This window comes from Pseudomonas sp. HK3 (assembly GCF_052920985.1).
Genome location: NZ_JBREXD010000003.1, coordinates 460,972 through 481,866, shown reverse-complemented (window position 1 = coordinate 481,866; position 20,895 = coordinate 460,972). Strand labels below are relative to the sequence as shown.

At 43.8% G+C, this 20,895-nt stretch carries 19 protein-coding genes; 16 read left to right on the top strand and 3 right to left on the bottom strand.

Annotated elements, in window-relative coordinates:
• Positions 1-273: 273 nt before the first annotated feature.
• The 5 genes from ACU6U9_RS17665 (at position 274) to ACU6U9_RS17645 (ending at position 4,929) form a co-directional block, all read left to right on the top strand.
• Positions 274-738 carry an Lrp/AsnC family transcriptional regulator gene (locus ACU6U9_RS17665; RefSeq protein ID WP_446736319.1) on the top strand — a complete coding sequence of 155 codons (465 nt, stop codon included), beginning with the start codon at positions 274-276 and terminating at the stop codon, positions 736-738.
• 119 nt (positions 739-857) lie between these two features.
• Positions 858-1,928 carry a M48 family metallopeptidase gene (locus ACU6U9_RS17660; protein ID WP_446736318.1) on the top strand — a complete coding sequence of 357 codons (1,071 nt, stop codon included), beginning with the start codon at positions 858-860 and terminating at the stop codon, positions 1,926-1,928.
• The gene (locus ACU6U9_RS17655; RefSeq protein WP_446736317.1) at positions 1,870-3,114 is read left to right on the top strand and encodes a hypothetical protein; all 1,245 of its coding nucleotides are present in this window, start codon (positions 1,870-1,872) and stop codon (positions 3,112-3,114) included. The genes ACU6U9_RS17660 and ACU6U9_RS17655 overlap by 59 nt, the downstream gene beginning before the upstream one ends.
• Positions 3,115-3,153: 39 nt before the next feature.
• Positions 3,154-3,813 carry an arsenical resistance protein ArsH gene (gene arsH / locus ACU6U9_RS17650; RefSeq protein ID WP_446736316.1) on the top strand — a complete coding sequence of 220 codons (660 nt, stop codon included), beginning with the start codon at positions 3,154-3,156 and terminating at the stop codon, positions 3,811-3,813.
• 24 nt (positions 3,814-3,837) lie between these two features.
• Positions 3,838-4,929, top strand: a complete 1,092-nt coding sequence (locus ACU6U9_RS17645; RefSeq protein ID WP_446736315.1) for a hypothetical protein — start codon at positions 3,838-3,840, stop codon at positions 4,927-4,929.
• A gap of 86 nt (positions 4,930-5,015) precedes the next feature.
• Here the strand turns inward: ACU6U9_RS17645 and ACU6U9_RS17640 are convergent, their stop codons facing one another.
• From ACU6U9_RS17640 to ACU6U9_RS17630, 3 genes are all read right to left on the bottom strand, one after another.
• A complete protein-coding gene (locus ACU6U9_RS17640) occupies positions 5,016-5,945 on the bottom strand; it encodes a universal stress protein (RefSeq protein ID WP_446736314.1) in 930 nt (309 codons plus the stop codon).
• A 101-nt stretch (positions 5,946-6,046) separates the two neighbouring features.
• Positions 6,047-6,367: a LysR family transcriptional regulator substrate-binding protein gene (locus ACU6U9_RS17635; RefSeq protein WP_446736313.1), complete on the bottom strand. Its 321-nt coding sequence runs from the start codon at positions 6,365-6,367 to the stop codon at positions 6,047-6,049.
• Complete coding sequence (locus ACU6U9_RS17630; protein ID WP_446736312.1) at positions 6,354-6,947, bottom strand: LysR family transcriptional regulator; 594 nt, start codon at positions 6,945-6,947, stop codon at positions 6,354-6,356. The genes ACU6U9_RS17635 and ACU6U9_RS17630 overlap by 14 nt, the downstream gene beginning before the upstream one ends.
• 160 nt (positions 6,948-7,107) lie before the next feature.
• On the opposite strand from ACU6U9_RS17630, the gene leuC reads away from it, so the two are divergent.
• The 11 genes from leuC (at position 7,108) to folC (ending at position 20,894) form a co-directional block, all read left to right on the top strand.
• The gene (leuC, locus tag ACU6U9_RS17625) at positions 7,108-8,535 is read left to right on the top strand and encodes a 3-isopropylmalate dehydratase large subunit (protein WP_446736311.1); all 1,428 of its coding nucleotides are present in this window, start codon (positions 7,108-7,110) and stop codon (positions 8,533-8,535) included.
• A gap of 11 nt (positions 8,536-8,546) precedes the next feature.
• On the top strand, positions 8,547-9,194 hold the full coding sequence (leuD, locus tag ACU6U9_RS17620; RefSeq protein WP_446736310.1) for a 3-isopropylmalate dehydratase small subunit: 648 nt from the start codon (positions 8,547-8,549) through the stop codon (positions 9,192-9,194).
• Between the two features lie 146 nt (positions 9,195-9,340).
• The gene (gene leuB, locus ACU6U9_RS17615) at positions 9,341-10,426 is read left to right on the top strand and encodes a 3-isopropylmalate dehydrogenase (protein WP_446736309.1); all 1,086 of its coding nucleotides are present in this window, start codon (positions 9,341-9,343) and stop codon (positions 10,424-10,426) included.
• Positions 10,427-10,429: 3 nt separating this feature from the next.
• Complete coding sequence (asd, locus tag ACU6U9_RS17610) at positions 10,430-11,554, top strand: aspartate-semialdehyde dehydrogenase (protein ID WP_446736308.1); 1,125 nt, start codon at positions 10,430-10,432, stop codon at positions 11,552-11,554.
• Between the two features lie 238 nt (positions 11,555-11,792).
• Complete coding sequence (locus ACU6U9_RS17605) at positions 11,793-14,978, top strand: FimV/HubP family polar landmark protein (RefSeq protein ID WP_446736307.1); 3,186 nt, start codon at positions 11,793-11,795, stop codon at positions 14,976-14,978.
• Positions 14,979-15,049: 71 nt separating this feature from the next.
• A complete protein-coding gene (gene truA, locus ACU6U9_RS17600) occupies positions 15,050-15,877 on the top strand; it encodes a tRNA pseudouridine(38-40) synthase TruA (protein ID WP_446736306.1) in 828 nt (275 codons plus the stop codon).
• 2 nt (positions 15,878-15,879) lie between these two features.
• Positions 15,880-16,509, top strand: coding sequence for a phosphoribosylanthranilate isomerase (locus tag ACU6U9_RS17595; protein ID WP_446736305.1), 630 nt, complete (start codon positions 15,880-15,882; stop codon positions 16,507-16,509).
• The gene (gene trpB / locus ACU6U9_RS17590) at positions 16,493-17,725 is read left to right on the top strand and encodes a tryptophan synthase subunit beta (protein WP_446736304.1); all 1,233 of its coding nucleotides are present in this window, start codon (positions 16,493-16,495) and stop codon (positions 17,723-17,725) included. Before ACU6U9_RS17595 ends, trpB begins: the two co-directional genes overlap by 17 nt.
• Before the next feature lie 198 nt (positions 17,726-17,923).
• On the top strand, positions 17,924-18,727 hold the full coding sequence (trpA, locus tag ACU6U9_RS17585; RefSeq protein WP_446736303.1) for a tryptophan synthase subunit alpha: 804 nt from the start codon (positions 17,924-17,926) through the stop codon (positions 18,725-18,727).
• Positions 18,728-18,747: 20 nt separating this feature from the next.
• The gene (gene accD, locus ACU6U9_RS17580) at positions 18,748-19,605 is read left to right on the top strand and encodes an acetyl-CoA carboxylase, carboxyltransferase subunit beta (protein WP_446736302.1); all 858 of its coding nucleotides are present in this window, start codon (positions 18,748-18,750) and stop codon (positions 19,603-19,605) included.
• Positions 19,602-20,894, top strand: coding sequence for a bifunctional tetrahydrofolate synthase/dihydrofolate synthase (gene folC, locus ACU6U9_RS17575; RefSeq protein WP_446736301.1), 1,293 nt, complete (start codon positions 19,602-19,604; stop codon positions 20,892-20,894). Before accD ends, folC begins: the two co-directional genes overlap by 4 nt.
• The last annotated feature ends 1 nt before the right edge of the window (position 20,895 follow it).

Sequence of the window (20,895 nt, the reverse complement as noted above, 5' to 3'; positions counted from 1 at the left end):
TCTCTTGAAGTAATAAATGTGTCGTGACTTGGAAAAGTTGATTCACTTGTGGTGATTCATGTCTGCTTTTAACACTTTTGGTGTTTAAGCCCTGTTTAGCTTGTGGCTGTCTAGGTGTTTCCAAGTGATAAGAAGTATAGGGCAGGTCGTTGAGTGAATGGTTGCGAATGTGCTACTTATTTGGCTTTTTAGTTTGTCTTTATTGCTTTTAATGGTCCAAAATTAGAGATATATTGCTAATAAGATTGTTTTATTGAAATAGTGAGAGTGACTGTGCATCAAATAGACCGTACTGATAGGCGGATTTTGCAAGAAATGCAGAAAAATGGGGCGATCAGTAATTTAGAGTTAGCTGACAAAGTCGGTTTATCGGCGAGCCCATGCTCAAGGCGTGTAAAGGCATTGCAGGATGCCGGTTATATTCTGAATACAGTGACCTTATTGGATGCCAAAAAATTGGGTTTGGATTTGTTAGCCATGATTTCCATTAGTATGGATCGTCACACACCAGAGCGCTTTAGTAATTTTGAAGACACGGTTATGGGTTTTGAAGAGGTATTAGAGTGTTATTTAATCACAGGTCAAAGTGCCGATTATGTACTGAAAGTCGTAGTGGCAGACATGGAAGGTTATCAGCATTTTCTACTGGGTAAGCTCACACGTATAGAAGGTGTTACAGGGGTTCACTCTAGTTTTGTGATGCGAAAGGTGATCGAGCGCAGCTATCTGCCAATTTAATGGTCTGGGACCTAAACAGATGTTTAATTTGTATACTTTTTATAATAGAGTGCGGCTGTCTCAGGCTTTAGTGCTAGCTCTGAATAAAAAATAACGTATACAAGTGAGCGGGGTGGCAGGTGTTTGCCAATTTTGCAGCAAAACGACATTTTAGTGGCCCACTAAGAGCGGTGAGTCCCGTTGCAGATAATGATGCTGAGATCAACTGGAAACAAGCCAGTAAACAGGTCGAGGAACGATTAGTTGACCGCACGCCTCCCAGTGCGAATAGCGCAAAGTTAATTCAATATATTCAGGCCAGTTTCAAAGGTCAAAGCCAGCCAGATACCCTTACATTTAAAGAGTCCTGTCAATTGATGTATGTTGAAGCGGTTAGCTTATTGATACCGCTTTTGTATATTGGTGCGGTTTTATTCGGTTTTGGCTTTGCGGTTTTGTTCTTTAGTGAGCCCATGATTGTTAATTATATGGAGGCTGATTACCTTGCGGCAGCCCATTGGTCTTGCCCGTTAGTGCTTAGTCTTGGTTTGTTGTATGTTTTATTACGGCCTATCTTTGGCGGTTTTCGTTCTTATCATGGCCGAGTTTTGTTGCATCACGAGGCCCCTGCGTTATTTGAATTAGTGGAACAAATGAGTAAGCACTTAAACGTGCGCCCGCCCAAACGCATTGAAATCAATAATGAAACAGCCCTTAGAGTGGATGCCTATGCTGGTGTTAACAGTATTTATCGTGATGAATATAAAATCATTATTGGCGTGCCTTTATTGATGTCACTTAGTTTGAATGAGCTGTCCGCCATGATTGCTCATGAGCTTTCACACTTCAGATGTAAACAAAAGAAAGTGGCCTTTTATTTAATGCACCATGTGAGCGAATGGCTATATTTTCGCGCATCTGGGCAAGACAAGCGTCATCAAACACTATTAAAGCGTATGCAAAAAGAGAATATCGCGTTTTATGAGTACATTGAACTTTGGGTTTGGCAGCGCATACATTTATTACAGCAATTGTCTTTTACCTTTTTATATCAAAGCCATCATAAGTTAACGGCATGGAAATGCCGCCAAATTGAATTTGAAACAGATCATCAGGCAATAAAGTTAGTGGGTACGGTTGCATTTAAGGGATATGTTTACAGCTTTACGTTGTGCGCAATTTGCGCAAAAAGCAGTCAGTATTCAAAATGACTGGGCCTGGAAAGAAGGCTTTTTATTAGATGATTACGCTAAGGCCGTCGCGTTAGAAGCGAAAAAGATAAAAAGTTCAGATTTAAAATTGATTAAAGCAAGCTTCAATAAGCACATTAGTTTCTTTTGCCCTAATGATGCGCAGCGTATAGCTCAGGCGGTAAAAGCGCCTGGTGTATTAAAAGCCAATGTGGCTGCTTGGTTTTTGTTAGAGCAATCCCATGTATTATCAAAAGAACTGACGCTATTAGATTACCAAGCAAACCATATTCAGCATGCTCATAAATTTTGCGTGTCTTCTGAAAAAATTAGAGCGCTAAAAGCGCGAAAAGAATCAGGCATTAATAGTGCTAAGCGCTATTTTGATGGGCGTGGTGAAAACAGAATCTTTAAATTCGAGCCCACCGGTGAGCGAGATGTGGCTCAGTTTGATATTAAAACCAGTATTGAATTTATTCGCAATAATCGAGTTGAAGATCGAAAACAAAATACAGCCGCGTCTAATTTATTTAAGCGTATTGAGAAAACCTACATCATTGAGCGATTAAGGGCATCTAAATTACCTTTATATCGCTACATACCGCAAGATGTTGTGCCTAAGAAAGATGCTCAAGCTTATTTAGAGTATATGCAGCAACAATACGACGGTGTTGTAAAACAAATGGAGTCCATGGATCAGGTTTTTTATCAGCGAGCCCATGAGTGTATGAACGTGCTGGATCATCAGTCCCGTGCAAAAGTGAGCCAAGCTTTTCATAATCTAGAATTGTATTGTCAGGTTCGCCATTTAATCGCCAAGCTTAAATTACATAATAAACCTCTGGTGTTAATTGCGAATGGTTTGCACAGCGGAGCGAGCACACGAATATTGCAAGCTGGAGTAAAAGAAAAACAGCTTGTTTGGGATGCATTGCAGACCTTAAGAAATGGGTTGGCAATACGACCTATTAAGGTGTCGATTCATGGAAAGTCCGCTCAAATAATAAAGTACATTGATTATAAATTAGGCGAATTACCCGAGCGCTCGACCCAGATGTCAATTATGGCAACGGCCCAATACCTTGAACAATTCATCGAGCTACTGGATTTTCAGTGCCATAAGTGGCAAGGTCAGCTTGCTGTTATGTTTACTCAATTTGAGCATGACAATGGGATTGCCCAAGTGAATTTATTAAATCGTTATTAATGCTTGGGTTCAGATAAGTTGATCGTGTTAGGTGAGTTGATGTTACCAGATCATACGTTGCAAACGTCTTTGCAAAAAATCAAACAAACAAAACTAAGTGAGCACCCGCCAAAGGTGCTTATTTTATATGGCTCGCTGCGCCCTGAGTCGTACAGTAAGAAAGCCGCACTAGAAGCCGGGCGAATTCTAGAGTCCTTCGGTGCCGAAGTAAAAGTCTACGACCCTGAAGGCTTGCCGGTATTTGATCGTAAAACCTATGACCACCCTAAAGTGCAAGAGCTTCATGAGCTTGCTTTATGGTCAGAGGCCATGGTGTGGTGCAGTCCTGAAATTCACGGCAATATGACATCGGTCATTAAAAATCAAATTGATTGGATCCCACTCACGATTGGTGCGGTACGCCCGACTCAGGGACGAACATTGGCTGTCATGCAAGTCAGCGGTGGTTCGCAATCGTTTAATGCAGTGAATAGTTTGCGTGTATTGGGTCGTTGGATGCGGATGTTTACGATTCCAAATCAGTCATCAGTGGCCATGGCGTGGAAAGAGTTTAATGATGACGGTACTATGAAACACAGCAGTTACCGTGATCGTATTGTGGATGTAATGGAAGAATTATTTCACATGACATTAATGCTGCGTGATCATACTGATTTACTGACTCACCGTTATAGTGAAAATAAACCTGACGCTTCGTAATTTGTTTTGTTAATGGATGCCCATATGCGTGTTTTAAGTGTGTTTTTGTGTTTGTTGTTTTTATCGGCATGTTCGAGTTTGTCGCCCATTGAGCAGCAGAACTTGTTACAAGCCGCGCCTGTTTCGCAGGCTTATGAATTTGAGCCATTGCCCGTGGGTATGCAGGGTGACCCTGAACTTTCGGATGGTGTGATAGAAATTGACGGCAAAAAGAGTTTCTATAAAGGTTATCAATTGCCTTATGGCCACGGCAGTTTTGTGATTCAGTTGCGAACCTATATTGAAAAGACAGAGGTGGGTGAAGGGTTTTTCTATCCCGTGATTGAAACGTATGACGCAAGCATGAAGCAAATTGACGTGTTACGGCCACAATTACGGTTTACTCAGTTTAGCTCTGACGGCCGTTATGCGGCGGTGCCGATTCGATTAAACCCAGAAATAGGGTATTTTGTTATTCGTACTGAGCCTAAATTGTTTGGTCAAGAAGCCTCGTATACAACCTCGCATGAAGGGGCAAGTTGGAGCTACAGTGTGACGCCGTTTAATAAACGTAAATCGGCCGCCTACTTAGCACTTGGCCGAGTTGAATTGCTGACGCCAGATGAGGGGTTTAATCAACCATTTGAAAAAATGTCAGGTACTTTTTGGCAGTTCTCATTTGATCGTGGTGGTGAAGAGCTGGCTGTTGCCGAAGATTATTTACCTAATTTAACCTTAGGGGGCGGTCCTATATTCTCCTTGGGTTATGCGTTGGCGATACCTCAGCGACCATCTTCGTCATTTCGTGCAAGTTTAGGGTATAGCTATCTGTCGGTTTCAGATAAGTCTGGCAGTAGCCATAAACAGCAGTTTGCAGTGGGTGATCTTATGTGGGTCGAGTCCAACCTGATGAGCAGCGTGGGGATTGGTTTAACGTATCGTGGGGCTCACGAATACACAACGGGTGGTGTGACGACAGAATTTGACCCGACGTGGGGGCCAAAAGTCATGGTTGAGATTCGCGGTTCTATGGGTGTTTCATTAGGGGCACAATTGAGCTGGTTAGAATTCACCGACGAGCAGGGTAATGATCAGTCGAGTAATCAGATCGGTTTGTTTTTAGCTAAGCTGTATTAAAAAATACTTATTGGTTAACAGAGAGTAATGACTGAAAGCGGCTTCATTTATATGAAGTCGCTTTTTTTGTGCGATATCTTAATGTACTAATCTTCATCGATATCAATTACACCATCTTGTGGTTTGATGGCTAAAACATCGCTCTGGGTCGAATCGAGTACATGTTCGACGGTGCTGCCCAGAATAACACTTTGCATATCCTCTTCGCTTAAAATGCCAACAACGATCACATCGGCATCGAGCTTTTCAGATGTTTGAGTGATGGCTTCTTCGGGTTCGCCTTCAATGATATGAATATTGTCATCCGCAACATTGTATTTTTCAGCCAATATTTCACAGGCTTGAGTGTGCTGATCAACCACATACTGTTGCAGGTCTTCTGGTATTGGCGCATCAGGTAAGCTGGCTAGGGTTAAGCTCATCATGGGGTAGCTGTTCACCATGTGTACTGTGTAGTTGTTATCTTGGTTGATGATCTCTACAAATTCGAAAATATGCTCGTTAATGATTTTATGTGCATTGTCTAGGGATGTTGCATCTACCGCGGCAATAATCGTGCGCGCTTCCCAAGCGGCTTTTCCTTTGACCAGCAGCAAGGGGGCAGGGCAATGCTTTAATAGATTCCAGTCTTGATGCTGCAAGACACGTTCAACAATGTTGTGATGTTTTGCCGCAGCTTTGATCACTAAATCGAAGCTAGCATCTTCAGAGTTATCAATGACCGCTTGATACGCATGGCGACACCAACAAATGGAGAGTGGTGTGTCGGCAGGTAGGTACAGTTCTTTGAATAAATTTTCGGCCCATGCTTGTGCTTGTTCTAGCAACATTGACTTTAATTCGTGGCGCATCTCTAAATCACTAAGAGAGCCTTCTTCACAGGCATGGTTGTACACATAAGTTGTGACAAATAAATTTGCATCATGCTCTTTGCAAATTTGCATGGCACGTTTTATGGCAGTGTGGTTATCTACTTCTTGATCAAGCAGTAAAAGCACGTTTTTAATGGCCAGCATGATGCGTCTCCCCGTTGGGTGTCATTGGGTTTTACGGTTTAAGTTTAGTCGTTATTCATAATTATGAGGGTTAATCAAAAACATTCATTGTTTTACGTCAGTTAACGGCTGGGAAGTATGGCTAAAAAAGCTTTGCCAGCGGTCCCTAGGGTTTTACCTTTGCGTTGCAAGACACCCAGTTCTCGATATAAATTTTTAGGGCCTACTTGTAACTTGATTAAATCTTTATCGTTTGCCATGTGTTCAGGTAGAACGGCCCAACCTAGTCCTACACTTGCCATCATCTTAATGGTTTCCATGTAGCTCGACATCATACTAATGGTTTCACGATAACGGCTGGGCAGTGCGCTTTGCAATGATAAATTTTCGTATTTAAACGCATCTTCTATTATTTCGAAGGTCACCGTATTAGGCTCTGGCAAGAATTGCCTCATGCTTTGTAAGGTCTTCTAATGTTAGTTTCTTTTTTTTGCTCAGCGGGTGTGTGAAGGCACAAACAAAACTTAATGGGTCACGCCAAATAGGTTGCATGTCTAGTTTTGGATGATTTTCTTGGGGAAGTGTGGCGAATGCAATATCCAGTTCCCCTTGTGCGAGTGCCTCACATGCGGCTTCTGATCCTAAAAACTGCATGGCTAACTTTACTTGTGGGTAAGCCGAATGAAACTGTCTCAGTAAATGAGGCAAGTGATGTAAGCCGATATGATGGCTAGTGCCGATTCTTAAAGTACCGCTGACATCACCTGTTAAACTGGCCAATTCAGTTTTAATTTCTAAAAGCTCACTTAAAATATGTTTTGCCTTGGGTAAAAGTGCTTCACCTGACGGCGTTAAGACGGCTTTGCGTGGCAAGCGATCAAATAGCTGGCTATCGAGGCTGTCTTCTAAAATAGCAATGCGTTTACTGACAGCGGGCTGGGTTAGATGTAAGCGCTGCGCCGCTAACGAAAACGACTCAGTTTCAGCCACCGCAATGAACGCTTGTAGGGATTGTGTGTCCATGGGATATATCCTGTATTCCTAAATGGAATCCAATTTATAAAAAATATGAATTTGTGTTATTTGTAGCCTGATCGTAAACTTGCGTCAAGTTACTTATACCAATAAGAAAAAGCGTCAGTGAAACTGCCAGTGGCAGATTAGAACGTTTTTGGAGAGAGAAATGGCTAAGACATTATACGATAAACTTTGGGATCAGCATGTGGTGAAAACCCGTGATGACGGCACCGCATTGATTTACATCGATCGTCAATTGCTGCACGAAGTAACATCACCTCAAGCCTTTGAGGGTCTGCGTATTGCTGATCGTAAGCCTTGGCGCTTAGATGCTAACTTGGCAACCCCTGATCATAACGTGCCAACCACCAAAACAGAGCGTGATGTAGGCATCGAAGGCATCATTGACCCCGTGTCAAAAATTCAGGTGAAAACCTTAGATGATAACTGCGATGAGTTCGGCATTGTTGAATTCAAAATGAAAGACATTCGTCAGGGTATTGTGCATGTGGTTGGTCCTGAGCAGGGTGCAACATTGCCGGGTATGACCGTTGTGTGTGGCGATTCCCATACAGCGACACACGGTGCGTTTGCGGCATTGGCTCATGGTATTGGCACCTCTGAGGTTGAGCACGTCTTAGCCACCCAGTGCTTGATTCAGCGTAAAATGAAAAACCTTTTAATTAATGTAGAAGGTGAATTGGGCGCAGGCATTACAGGTAAAGATGTTGTGTTGCATGTGATTGGTTTGATTGGTACAGCAGGCGGCAATGGTTGTGCCATGGAATTTGGTGGCAGTGCGATCCGGTCTATGAGCATGGAAGGCCGTATGACCATGTGCAACATGGCAATTGAAGCGGGTGCTCGTGTAGGCATGGTTGCATTTGATGAGATCACTGCGCAATACGTTAAAGGTCGTCCATATGCACCAAAGGCGAGTGACTGGGAGCAGGCGGTAGCCGCTTGGTCTGAGTTAACGTCGGACGCCGATGCGGTGTTTGATAAAGTGGTTGAAATCAAAGCAGAAGATATTCAACCACAAGTAACGTGGGGTACGAGCCCTGAAATGGTAACCACCATTGATGGTTTTGTTCCTAAGCTAGAAGACGCAAAAGACGATGTAGAGCGTAGCGGTTTTGAGCGCGCTTATAAATATATGGGTTTAGAGCCCGGCCAAGCCATCACTGATATCGAATTGGACCGCGTATTCATTGGTTCGTGTACCAATAGCCGTATCGAAGATTTACGTGCCGCAGCCGCTGTTGCAAAGGGCAATAAAGTAGCTGGCAGCGTCAAGCAAGCTTTGGTTGTGCCTGGTTCTGGTTTGGTAAAAGAGCAAGCTGAGAAAGAAGGTTTGGATAAAATCTTTCTTGAAGCTGGCTTCGAGTGGCGAGAGCCAGGTTGTTCTATGTGTCTTGCCATGAACGCAGATAAGTTAGGTAGTGGTGAGCATTGTGCGTCTACTTCAAACCGAAATTTTGAAGGTCGTCAAGGTTATGGGGGTCGTACCCATTTGGTGAGTCCAGCTATGGCAGCTGCCGCTGCAATTGCAGGGCATTTTGTTGATGTTCGTCAGTTCGAATTGGTTAAATAAGGCGTTATAAGATGGAACCTTTTGTTAAGCAAAGCGGTATCGTGGCTCCTATGGATCGTGCCAATATCGATACAGATATGATCATTCCTAAGCAGTTTCTAAAATCAATCAAGCGCAGCGGCTTTGGCCCAAACTTATTTGATGAGTTACGTTATTTGGATGAAGGTCAGCCAGATGCGGATAACTCAGGCCGCCCGTTAAACCCAGATTTTGTATTGAATAAGCCTCGTTACAAGGGCGCGTCTGTTTTAATAGCCCGTGAAAACTTTGGTTGTGGCTCATCACGTGAGCACGCGCCTTGGGCATTAGAAGATTTTGGTTTTCGCACCATTATTGCATCAAGCTATGCTGATATTTTCTTTAATAACAGTTTTAAAAACGGTTTGCTGCCAATCGTTTTGGATGAAGATGTTGTAGATGGCCTATTTAAAGACGTCGAAGCCAATGAAGGTTATGAATTAACCGTTGATTTAGAAAACCAGCAAATCTTAAAGCCAAATGGAGATGCGATTGCCTTTGAGGTGGATTCGTTTCGCAAGCACTGTTTGCTAAATGGTTTAGATGATATCGGTTTAACCTTGCAAGATGCTGATGACATTAAAGCGTATGAAGATAAGCGTCGTCAGTCGTCTCCTTGGTTGTTTGATCAGGTTAAATAGCTAAATGTAATATGTAATATGTGAGATGAGAGACGTTAGACGTGCTTGTCTCATGAAGTTTAAAAGTGTTATGGGTTTTGTGCGTTGTAAATTTATAGTCTTACATCTCCCATTTCACATCTATCGTTAAAGAGCGAAGCGAAATAATGACTAAAAAAATTCTAGTATTACCGGGCGATGGTATTGGCCCAGAAATCGTAACTGAAGCGGTTAACGTTCTAAATACAGCAAAAGAAAAATTCAATCTTGGTATTGAATTGGATAACGCCCTTGTGGGTGGTGCGGCTTATGATGAGTTTGGCTCACCATTACCAGACGTGACAATGGACAAAGCCCGTGCTGCGGATGCTATTTTGCTTGGTGCTGTTGGTGGGCCTAAGTGGGATAACCTTGAAAATCGTGAGCTGCGTCCTGAAAAAGGCCTGCTTGGTTTGCGCTCTGGTCTTGAGTTGTTTGGTAACTTACGCCCAGCTATTTTGTACCCACAGCTGGCGGATGCGTCTTCATTGAAGCCAGAAGTGGTTTCTGGTTTGGATATATTAATCGTACGTGAACTAACCGGTGGCATTTACTTCGGTAAGCCGCGTGGTATTCGTGTATTAGAAAATGGCGAGCGCGAAGGTTACAACACGTATGTGTACAACGAGACTGAAATTCGTCGTATTGCCAAAGTGGCATTTGAGTCTGCACAAAAACGCGGTAAAAAATTATGCTCTGTTGATAAAGCCAACGTACTTGAAGTAACGGTTCTGTGGCGTGAAATCATGGAGCAAGAAGCGAAAAACTACCCAGATGTTGAGCTATCTCATATGTATGTTGATAACGCAGCCATGCAGCTTGTGCGAGCGCCAAAGCAGTTTGACGTAATGGTAACCGGTAATATGTTTGGTGATATCTTGTCGGATGCAGCTGCGATGCTAACGGGCTCAATTGGCATGTTGCCATCCGCTTCTTTAGATAAAGACAATAAAGGCATGTATGAACCTTGCCACGGCAGTGCGCCTGATATAGCAGGCCAAGGCATTGCAAACCCATTGGCGACTATTTTGTCGGCTTCAATGATGTTGCGCTACAGCTTAGCTGAAGTGGCGGCGGCAGATGCCATCGAACAAGCAGTCAGTAATGTATTGGATAAAGGTTTACGTACTGCGGATATCTTCTCTGCAGGTATGGAAAAAGTATCGACTGCTCAAATGGGCGAAGCAGTGGTAGCGGCATTAAAGGAGCTTTAAGTTATGAGTGCTAATCTAAAAGTAGGTTTAGTTGGCTGGCGTGGCATGGTTGGCTCTGTTTTGATGCAACGCATGCAAGAAGAAGGGGACTTTGATTTAATTCAGTCTACCTTTTTCACTACCTCTCAAAAGGGTTTACCTGCACCGGGTTTCGCGGGAAAAGACGCAGGTTTATTAGAAGACGCGTTTGATATTGAAGTATTAAGCGCGCAAGACGTGATTATTACGTGTCAGGGCGGCGACTACACAAAAGAGGTTTATCCGAAATTGCGCGCAGCAGGTTGGGAAGGCTACTGGATTGATGCCGCGTCTTCTTTGCGTATGGATGACAACGCGATCATCGTGTTGGACCCCGTTAATAAAAACGTGATCGATGAAGGTTTGGCGTCTGGCGTTAAGACGTACGTTGGCGGTAATTGTACGGTTAGCTTGATGTTATTGGCGTTAGGTGGCTTGTTTGAGAAAGACTTGGTTGAGTGGGTTTCACCAATGACCTATCAAGCGGCTTCTGGTTCTGGTGCTAAGCATATGCGTGAATTGATCAGCCAGATGGGCGCCGTTCGCGATAACGTTAAGGGTTTATTGGATGATCCTGCCTCTGCAATCTTAGAGATTGATAAAAGCACTGCTGAGTTTATTCGCAGCAAAGAGTATCCGGTTGATCAGTTTGGAGTGCCATTAGCGGGCAGCTTGATTCCGTATATTGATTCTCAGCTCGAGTCAGGCCAAAGCCGTGAAGAGTGGAAAGCCGAAGTTGAGGCTAATAAAATCATGGGCACAAGTGATGCGCCAACACCAATAGATGGCTTGTGTGTGCGTGTAGGTGCCATGCGCTGTCACTCGCAAGCAATGACTATTAAGTTGAAGAAAGATTTGCCAGTAGCAGAGATTGAGTCAATTTTAGCCGGTGCAAACGATTGGGTGAAAGTGATACCCAATGATCGCGATGCCACTATGCAAGAGCTTACGCCTGCAAAAGTAACGGGAACCTTAAGTGTGCCCATTGGCCGTATTCGCAAACTGAATATGGGCCCTGAATATATCTCAGCCTTTACGGTGGGTGATCAATTATTGTGGGGTGCAGCAGAACCGTTACGTCGCATGTTGAGAATCTTGCTGGCGCGTTAAAAATCTTCATCTATGGTGAGTCTATAGCGCCATAGATGATATTTTCTCTGGAAAAGCGAAGGAATAGCCCGAAAAAATGTGCTCAAAGTCTCCGCAACCCCTTATTAATATTGATAAATACTTGGAATTACTTAATACTTGGCCGCTTAATGACACAATCATATAAATGGATTGTTTAGATAGGGCTAATTTATACCCTGTCGGCCCAAAGTATTAAAAAAATAAAGGATACATTGCTATGTTGCGAAAGCTCGCGATTGCAATTGCCGCATCTGGGGCGATGATGAGTGCTACAAACGTTCTTGCCTTAGGCATGGGCGATATTGAGCTGGAATCTGCGTTGAACCAGCCATTAGATGCACGAATCAAGCTCTTAAAGGCAAGTGAGCTCGAAAATTGGGAAATGAAACCCAACTTGGCGTCTACTGATGAATTTGAGAAGTCAGGCGTTGAGCATGTATTCTTTCTAAATAATTTGCAGTTCGCCATTGAACGCTCTGGTGATGATGTTTTTGTACATGTCACCTCAAATCAAGCCGTGGTAGAACCCTTCTTGAATTTCCTTGTGCAAGTCGATTGGCCAAACGGTCGTCTATTGCGCGAATACACTTTGTTGCTTGATCCTCCGGTTTTTAACGAAGAGCCAACAGAGCCTGTTAAACCTGCACAGTCAGATGCGTATGCTGATGGCAATGATGATGTTGCACCTGAGTCAATGGCATTGCCAGGCACTGCGCCAGCCATGACAGGCGAGCCAGAATCAATGGCGATTCCTGTTGAGAAAATGGTGCAAGAAGCGCCTAAAGCTCAACCAAAGGCGATGCCGAAACCATCTACTTATAATGTTCGTGCAAATGACACGTTATGGGAAGTGGCTATTCGTACTCGAGGCAATCGCAGCATTAGTCCGCAGCAAGCGATGCTTGCGATTCAAGATTTGAATCCAAGTGCGTTTATCAATGGCAATATTAACCGCTTAAAGAAGAATCAAGTATTACGTGTGCCAGACGAACAGCAAATGCTGTCTCGCTCATTTGGTGATGCCGTTGCTGAAGTGGCTGTTCAAAACCAAGCCATTGCAAAACGTAAAGCACAGCTTGATGCAACACGTAAAGATACAGCCATGCAACGTGATGATAAGTTGTCCGGTACGCAGTTAAAATTATTAGCAGGCGGCGAAGCCACTACTGATAACGAACGCAGTGCCAGTGGACAGGTTGCCGCTAAAACCGCAGGCGATCAATCTAAGTTAGAAAAAGATTTATCGATTACGCTTGAGAACTTAGACAAAACAACTCGTGAAAATCAAGAATTGCGTAGCCGACTTGATTCTTTAGAAGAGCAAATTAACACGCTGCAGCGCCTAATTAATCTTAAAGATGAGCAGATGGTTGCGTTGCAATCAGGCATGGCAGCCAAGCCTGATAACGCAATAATGGATGCACCAGCGCCAGCAGTTGAAACAACAAAACCAGCTGAAGATTTAAACTTTGCGGGTGCCAAGCAAGAAGCGGATAAAGTGGCTGCTCAAAAAGCCATTGCTGACAAGAAAGCGGCTATGGATAAAAAGGCGGAACCCGTTAAACCTAAGCCAACCACAGTGGCTCCGGTTGAAGAAGAGTTTGATGCCATTGCTTTTGCCATGGAAAATCCACCTATTTTGGGTGTTGGCTTAGGCGCATTGTTGTTTACATTATTGGGTATTAATTACGCACGTAAGCGTAAGGCAAATCAGCAAGATGATAGTGCAGAGTCAAATAGTCTTAGTGGTAAAGACCCTTTAGACGATGTTGACCTAGGTGATGACTTTAACGAAGACTTTTCAAGTTCTGATCAAGATTCAGACCTAAACTTAGACGGCTTCAATGATGATGGTCTGTCTGACTTTAACGATGCCGATGCGGACTCTGGTTTGTTGGGCGGTGATGATTTAGATTCTCAAAGCGAAGACGTATTGGGTGAAGTTGATGTTTATATGGCTTACAACCGTCTTGAACCTGCTCGTGCTTTGTTAGAAAAAACACTTGAATCGCAGCCTGATCGGATGGATCTTCGTCTTAAAATGGTCGAAGTTTTATCGTCAATGGATGATAAAAGTGCGCTTACAGAGCACGTGAATTATATCAATGCTAATGGTTCTGGTGATGATAAGGCGTCCGTTGCCGAGTTTGAATCTGGCCAGTTTAATGAAGAAGTAAACGAAGATTTTGCAATGGACTTTGGTTTAGATGACGATTTATTATCGACACCGGAAAAAGCGTCCAGCACTAATGAAATTGACGTGTCTTTAAACGAAGAGCCAAGCGATCTAGATTTTGATCTTGATGGTTTAGAGTTGAATGATAGCGAAGAGCTTGATACAGACTTAGACTTCAGCTCTGACTTAGATTTTAATGAGTCATTAGACTCGGACCTCGATACGTCAAATGATTTGTCTTTGGACTTTGATGCTTCTACTGATGATGATTCAACCGATTTAGATATTACGTTAGATGAAGCAGTCGACAGTAATAGTATGGACTTTGACTTAAGTGACTTTGATTCATCTTCAAATAAAGAAGTTGCATTAGATGATATTGAAGAGCCTGTAACGGCTGGTTTAGATCCATCGTTAGATGCTTTAAGTTTAGATTCGACCGATACAGACTTAGATTTTGAGTTTTCAGAAGCCCCTGAGTTAAATGATTCTGACTTAAGTTTCGAGCTGAACGAAAGCTTAGATGAAAATGCGCTGGATCTTGAGTTGTCAGGAGCTGACTCTGCCGATATCCCTCAGCTTTCTAGCAGTGATGAGCTTGAAGAATTATCGTTTGAAAGCTCAGATGATAACGAAGAAATAGCACTAGACCTTAGTAATGAAAGTGATGACTTTGAATTCTCATCGCTAGAATCCGGTTCTTTAGATGATTCATTGCCAGATTTTGAAGAAGGACTTTCACTTGATGAAGATGAAATGGAATTACCGGAATTAACGGATGAAATTTCTTCTGATTTAGACAGTGAGCTAAATGCATTGGCGGGCGATCATGTTGATCTTCCAACGTTAGAAGCTGGTTCAAGTGACTTAGATGAACTGCCTGACTTAGATGATGATTTTGATCTGTCGGTTGCTACAGAAGAGTTAGAGCCAGTTGACGATGTGGTTGCTGAGTACAAAGAAGAATTGCCTTCTTTGGATGATGCCGTAGAAGGGGATGACTTTCCGCCTTTAGGTGACATTGATGATATTGATCTAGATAATTTAGACAGTGATTTAGATTTCTTAAGTGGTACAGACGAAAGTGAAACTAAATTAGATTTAGCGCGCGCGTACATTGATATGGAAGATCAAGAAGGTGCTCGTGAGATTCTTCAAGAAGTGTTGGATGACGGAACCGATGAGCAAAAGCAGGAAGCAAACAAGCTCATGGATAGTTTAGTTTAAGCCGATTATTGTGCTTAAAATGACCCCGAGTATGGCAACATGCTCGGGTTTTGTTTTTTTGGGTAGTAGGTATGACAGATCAAGAACCGATTCAGCGCTGGGTGGCTGGCGTTGAATATAATGGGGCTCGCTTTAAAGGTTGGCAAAAACAGAAGCATCACCCTGGGCCAAGTATTCAAGAATCTCTTGAAATAGCGATTTCTGAAGTGGCGGACCATGAAGTAAAAGTGGTATGTGCCGGTAGAACCGATGCGGGTGTGCATGCTAGCGCACAAGTCATCCATTTTGATAGTAATGCGGTGCGTACAGACCGTGGTTGGAAAATGGGCATCAATACTAAGTTGCCTGATGGCATCTGTGTTAATTGGGTTCAGCCGATAACAAGTGATTTTCATGCGCGCTTTAGTGCAGTGGCCAGACGCTATCGCTATTTTATAATGAACAAGCCAGTTAAGCCGGGTTTAATGCATGATCAAGTGACTTGGTGGCGCAAGCCCCTAGACGCCGACAAAATGCATGAAGCTGCTCAGGCATTACTAGGCGAGCATGACTTTACCTCTTTTCGAGCGCGAGACTGTCAGGCCAATCATCCTAGGCGCACAATGAAGGACATTAGTGTGAAGCGCATGGGTGAATGGGTCATGTTAGAGGTGTGCGCTAATGCTTTCTTATATCACATGGTGCGTAATATCGCGGGCGTTTTACTGCCAATTGGGCATGGCTCAAAGCCAGTTGAATGGTGTAAAGACGTACTTGAAGCGCAAGACAGAACAAAAGCGGGTGTGACGGCACCAGGTGAAGGCTTATATTTTGTTGATGTTGAATACCCTGAATACCCAGAGCTGCCGATTTATCGTGAAGGCCCGCCATTTTATCAATTACTGCAAATGAAAAAATAAAGATGAAACGAACGCGAGTAAAAGTCTGTGGTATCACCCGAGTAGAGGATGCACTAAAAGCCGTAGACGCGGGTGCGGATGCCATTGGTTTAGTATTTTATGAACCAAGTCCACGTTATGTGCGTATAGAACAAGCAAGAGCAATCGCGGCAGCTGTGCCGGCGTTTGTCTCAGTGGTTGCGTTATTTGTGAATGCCTCTGCACAGCAGGTGCAAGACGTTTTGAATAGCGTTAGAATAGACTTACTCCAATTTCACGGTGACGAAGAAAATGACTTTTGCAGTCAATTCCAGCACCCCTTCATTAAAGCCCTCCGTGTCCGGCAAGCGTCGGATGTGGTGGCGTCGAGCCTGCGGTTCCCAGACGCCTTGGCCATTCTGCTAGATAGCTATAAGCCTGGCGTGCCTGGCGGCACAGGTGAGACCTTTGATTGGTCCATGATCCCAGCAAAAAATACAAAACCTTTAATACTCGCAGGGGGGTTAACCCCAGATAATGTGGCTTTCGCAATTGAACAAGTTAAGCCGTTTGCAGTGGATGTAAGTGGTGGTGTTGAGCAAGCAAAAGGCATTAAAGATCCTGCGAAAATAGATGCATTTTTAAGTGAGGTATATCGTGTCAACAACCGATAAGACAGCGATTGATCTTAAAGCAGTTACACAACTGCCAACAAAAACAGGTCATTTTGGCCCTTATGGCGGCCGCTTTGTTTCTGAAACATTGATGTCAGCATTGGATGATCTTACAGAACTGTATGATCGCTTAAGCCAAGACCCTGAGTTTCAAAAAGAATACGATTACGACTTGGCCCATTACGTGGGTCGCCCATCGCCGTTGTATTTTGCTGAACGTTTAACAGAAAAAGCAGGCGGCGCAAAAATTTATTTAAAGCGTGAAGACCTAAACCATACTGGCGCGCACAAAGTTAACAACACCATTGGCCAGGCATTATTGGCTAAGTACACGGGTAAGCCAAAAGTAATTGCAGAAACCGGCGCTGGTCAACACGGTGTTGCAACGGCGACGGTTGCTGCTCGCTTAGGTTTGCAGTGTACTGTTTTTATGGGTGCCACAGACGTTGAGCGTCAAAAGCTTAATGTATACCGTATGCGGTTACTGGGCGCTGAAGTGATCCCGGTGACATCGGGTACGGCGACATTAAAAGACGCGATGAACGAAGCCATGCGTCACTGGGTAACCAATGTTGACGATACGTTTTACATTATTGGTACAGCTGCTGGCCCGCACCCTTATCCAAAACTTGTGCGTGATTTCCAATCGATTATTGGTCGCGAAACCAAGCGTCAAAGCATGGAGCATGAAGGGCGTCTACCTGATGCTTTGGTTGCTTGTGTGGGGGGTGGATCAAATGCCATTGGTATGTTTTACCCATTTATTGAAGATGAATCCGTTGCTATGTATGGCGTAGAAGCGGGCGGTCACGGTTTAGAGGGCAATGATCACGCTGCGCCATTATGCAAAGGTAAGCCTGGTGTCTTGCATGGTAACCGTACTTATTTAATGGAAGATGAAAATGGTCAGATCATGGGTACGCACTCTGTTTCAGCTGGTTTGGATTACCCAGGTGTTGGTCCAGAGCACTCATACCTAAAAGATATTGGTCGCGTAAATTACGTAGCCGCAACAGACCAAGAAGCATTAGATGCCTTTCATACCTTGACTGAAATTGAAGGTATTATGCCAGCACTAGAGTCTAGCCATGCCGTGGCCTATGCCATGAAGCTAGCTGCAACAATGGATAAAGATAAAATTATCGTAGTGAACCTTTCTGGTCGTGGCGATAAAGATATCCATACAGTTGCTGGGCTTGACGGTATCGAAATTTAATTGCTTAAAGCCAGTTGCATTATGAATGCGGCGCTAAAAATCGCTTAGGGTTGTTATTTGTACGGCATAACGCCCACCCCCTTTGCGATTTTTTGCTTAGTCTTAACGACCTTGATGATAGGCCATTTTCTGCAAGGTTTGGTTAGGGTTTTATAGATATTTATAGAGTTGAAAGTTGTCAACTCTAAGGGATAAAAAATGAATCGTGTTGATCAATGTTTTGTCGATTTAAAAGCGAAAGGCAAAAAAGCACTTATTCCGTTTATCACCGGCGGCGACCCTAAGCCGGGTTTAACGGTTGAGTTTATGCACACACTGGTTGAAAGTGGTGCGGATATTATCGAACTAGGCGTGCCATTTTCTGACCCGATGGCAGATGGGCCGACGATCCAATTAGCGTGCGAGCGTGCTTTAAAACATAACACTAGCTTAAAAGATATCTTAGGTATGGTGAAAACGTTCCGTGAAACCGACACTAAAACTCCCGTGGTTTTGATGGGGTATTTAAACCCAGTTGAAGTCATGGGGTATGAGGCGTTTGCAAAGTCTGCCAGTGAATCAGGTTTAGATGGTGTGTTGTTGGTGGATATGCCACCAGAGGAGTCGGAAGAGCTAGCTGGTTACTTTAAACAGTATGATCTAAAAGTTGTATTCTTAATGGCACCGACAACACCGGATGCACGCGCGACGACTATTTGTGAGCATGGTTCTGGTTACCTTTATTATGTGTCTGTAAAAGGCGTGACAGGCTCTGCGGAACTGGATATTGATGATGTTAAAGCCAATTTGGATCGCATTCGTGCAAAAACCGAGCTGCCTTTGGGTGTGGGTTTTGGTATAAAGAATGGCAAAACAGCCGCCGCTGTTGCGAGTATTGCTGACGCCGTTATTGTGGGCAGTGTGCTTGTGCGCTGCATTGAAGAAAACGAAAATGAGCCAGATGTCATTAAGCAACGTTTAGCGGCTTTGATGACAGAAATGCGCACCGCCATGGACGCATAATTGATAATTAGGGTGAGCCTATGAGTAACTGGCTAGATAAAATTGTTCCAGCCAGCATTAAAGCCAGTACACAGGAGAGAGCGAGCCAAGTGCCTGAAGGTCTTTGGACTCGCTGCCCTGATTGTCAAGCGGCACTTTATCAAGCGGACTTAGAGCGCAGCTTGAATGTCTGTGATAAGTGCCATTATCACTTTCGCATTTCGGCGCGTAGACGGTTGCATTTAATGCTAGACGTTGAGCCAAGAACAGAATTGTTTGCGGATATCGAGCCTGTCGATAAGCTGAAATTTCGTGACTCAAGAAAATACAAAGATCGCTTATCTTCTGAGCAAAAGAAAACCAATGAAAAAGATGCATTAATCGTGATGCAAGGCAAACTTGAGGGTTTGTCTGTGGTTGCGTGTGCTTTTGAGTTCTCTTTTATGGGGGGCTCAATGGGGCAAGTAGTAGGTGAAAAATTTGCCTTAGCGTGTGAAAAAGCGCTAGCAGATCGTATGCCTTTGGTTTGCTTTGCCGCAAGCGGTGGTGCGCGTATGCAAGAGGCACTTTTCTCTTTGATGCAGATGGCAAAAACCAGTGCGGCGATTGAGCGTCTGAAACAGAATAAAATTCCTTATATTTCCGTGCTAACTGACCCTGTTTATGGCGGCGTTAGTGCCAGCTTGGCAACGTTAGGGGATGTGATATTGGCTGAGCCAAAAGCATTGATTGGTTTTGCTGGCCCGCGAGTTATTGAACAAACTGTGCGCGAAACGTTGCCAGAAGGATTCCAGCGCAGCGAATTTTTATTAGAGCATGGCATGTTAGATAAAGTCGTCAGTCGTGAAAGTTTGCGCCCCACCATTAAACGTTTATTGCAGTTGTTAATGCCTTCATGAAAAAAAATTTAGACCAATGGTTGGCTTTTTTAGAGTCGAATCATCCTACCGAAATTGATATGGGTTTAGACCGTGTGCAAACCGTTGCGCAACGTCTTGATCTTTTTAAACCTGCACCATTAACACTTTTGGTGGCGGGCACAAATGGTAAAGGTTCGACTGTCACCATATGCAGCCGTATTCTCAATAGTGCCGGTATGAATGTCGGCAGTTATATGAGCCCACATTTACATGTGTACAACGAGCGGGTTCGCATTAACGGTGAGCCCGTGTCGGATGAGATAATTGTTGAAAGCTTTGAGGTGATTGATCAAGTCCGTGCTGAAATCAGTTTGACCTATTTTGAGGTTGGCACATTGTCGGCACTGTATATTTTTAAAAAATGCAAAGTTGATGCAGCCGTATTGGAAATTGGTTTAGGTGGGCGATTAGATGCAGTCAATATTGTTGAGCCTAATGGTGCCGCTGTTACCAGTATCGGCCTTGATCACCAAGACTGGCTTGGAAGTGATATCAATAATATCGCATTTGAAAAAGCAGGGGTTTATCGTTCAAATCAGCCAGCCGTTTGCGGCCAGCGCGATGTGTCGCCTCGATTAATTGAGCATGCGCAAAAGATCGGCGCACACTTATTAATAAAGGGTCGAGATTTTGATTTTCAAAAAAACACGGTTGATTGGTCTTGGAATGGGGTGGCTCATGACGGGCAAGCATTGCAGTTAGATAACCTTAGTATTCCTACGTTACCGCTTGAAAACGCTGCGACCGCATTGCAATTGCTTGTGCAAGTTTGCCCGCAGCTTTCGGTTGATCAAATTAACCAAGGATTGCGGGGCGCTCAGCTTGAAGGGCGACTGCAGCAATTTGATTACCCTTATGCAGGTATTATGGATGTCGGTCATAACCCGCAGGCGGCTAACTTACTTAATGACTCTTTATGCTCAGCGCCCATAAAAGGTAAGCGTTTTGGTTTGCTGGCTATGTTGAAAGATAAAGATGCGTTATCCGTTGTTCAATCTATGAGTATCATTGATGAATGGCATTTGGCCGGGCTGGCTGGTTATCGGGGTCAAACTGCGCAAGATTTACAACTGAAAGTGTGTGAGGCTATATCCCCCGTAATGCTGCATAATAGCGTGGCAGATGGATTGGATGCGTTGCGAAATATTGTATCAAAAGATGACCAAGTGGTTATCTTTGGTTCATTTGTTACGGTTGCTCATGGGCAAGATTGGCTCAACATGGTTGATCAGCAACAGTATCAACCAGTAACAGAAGTAGAAGGGTAAA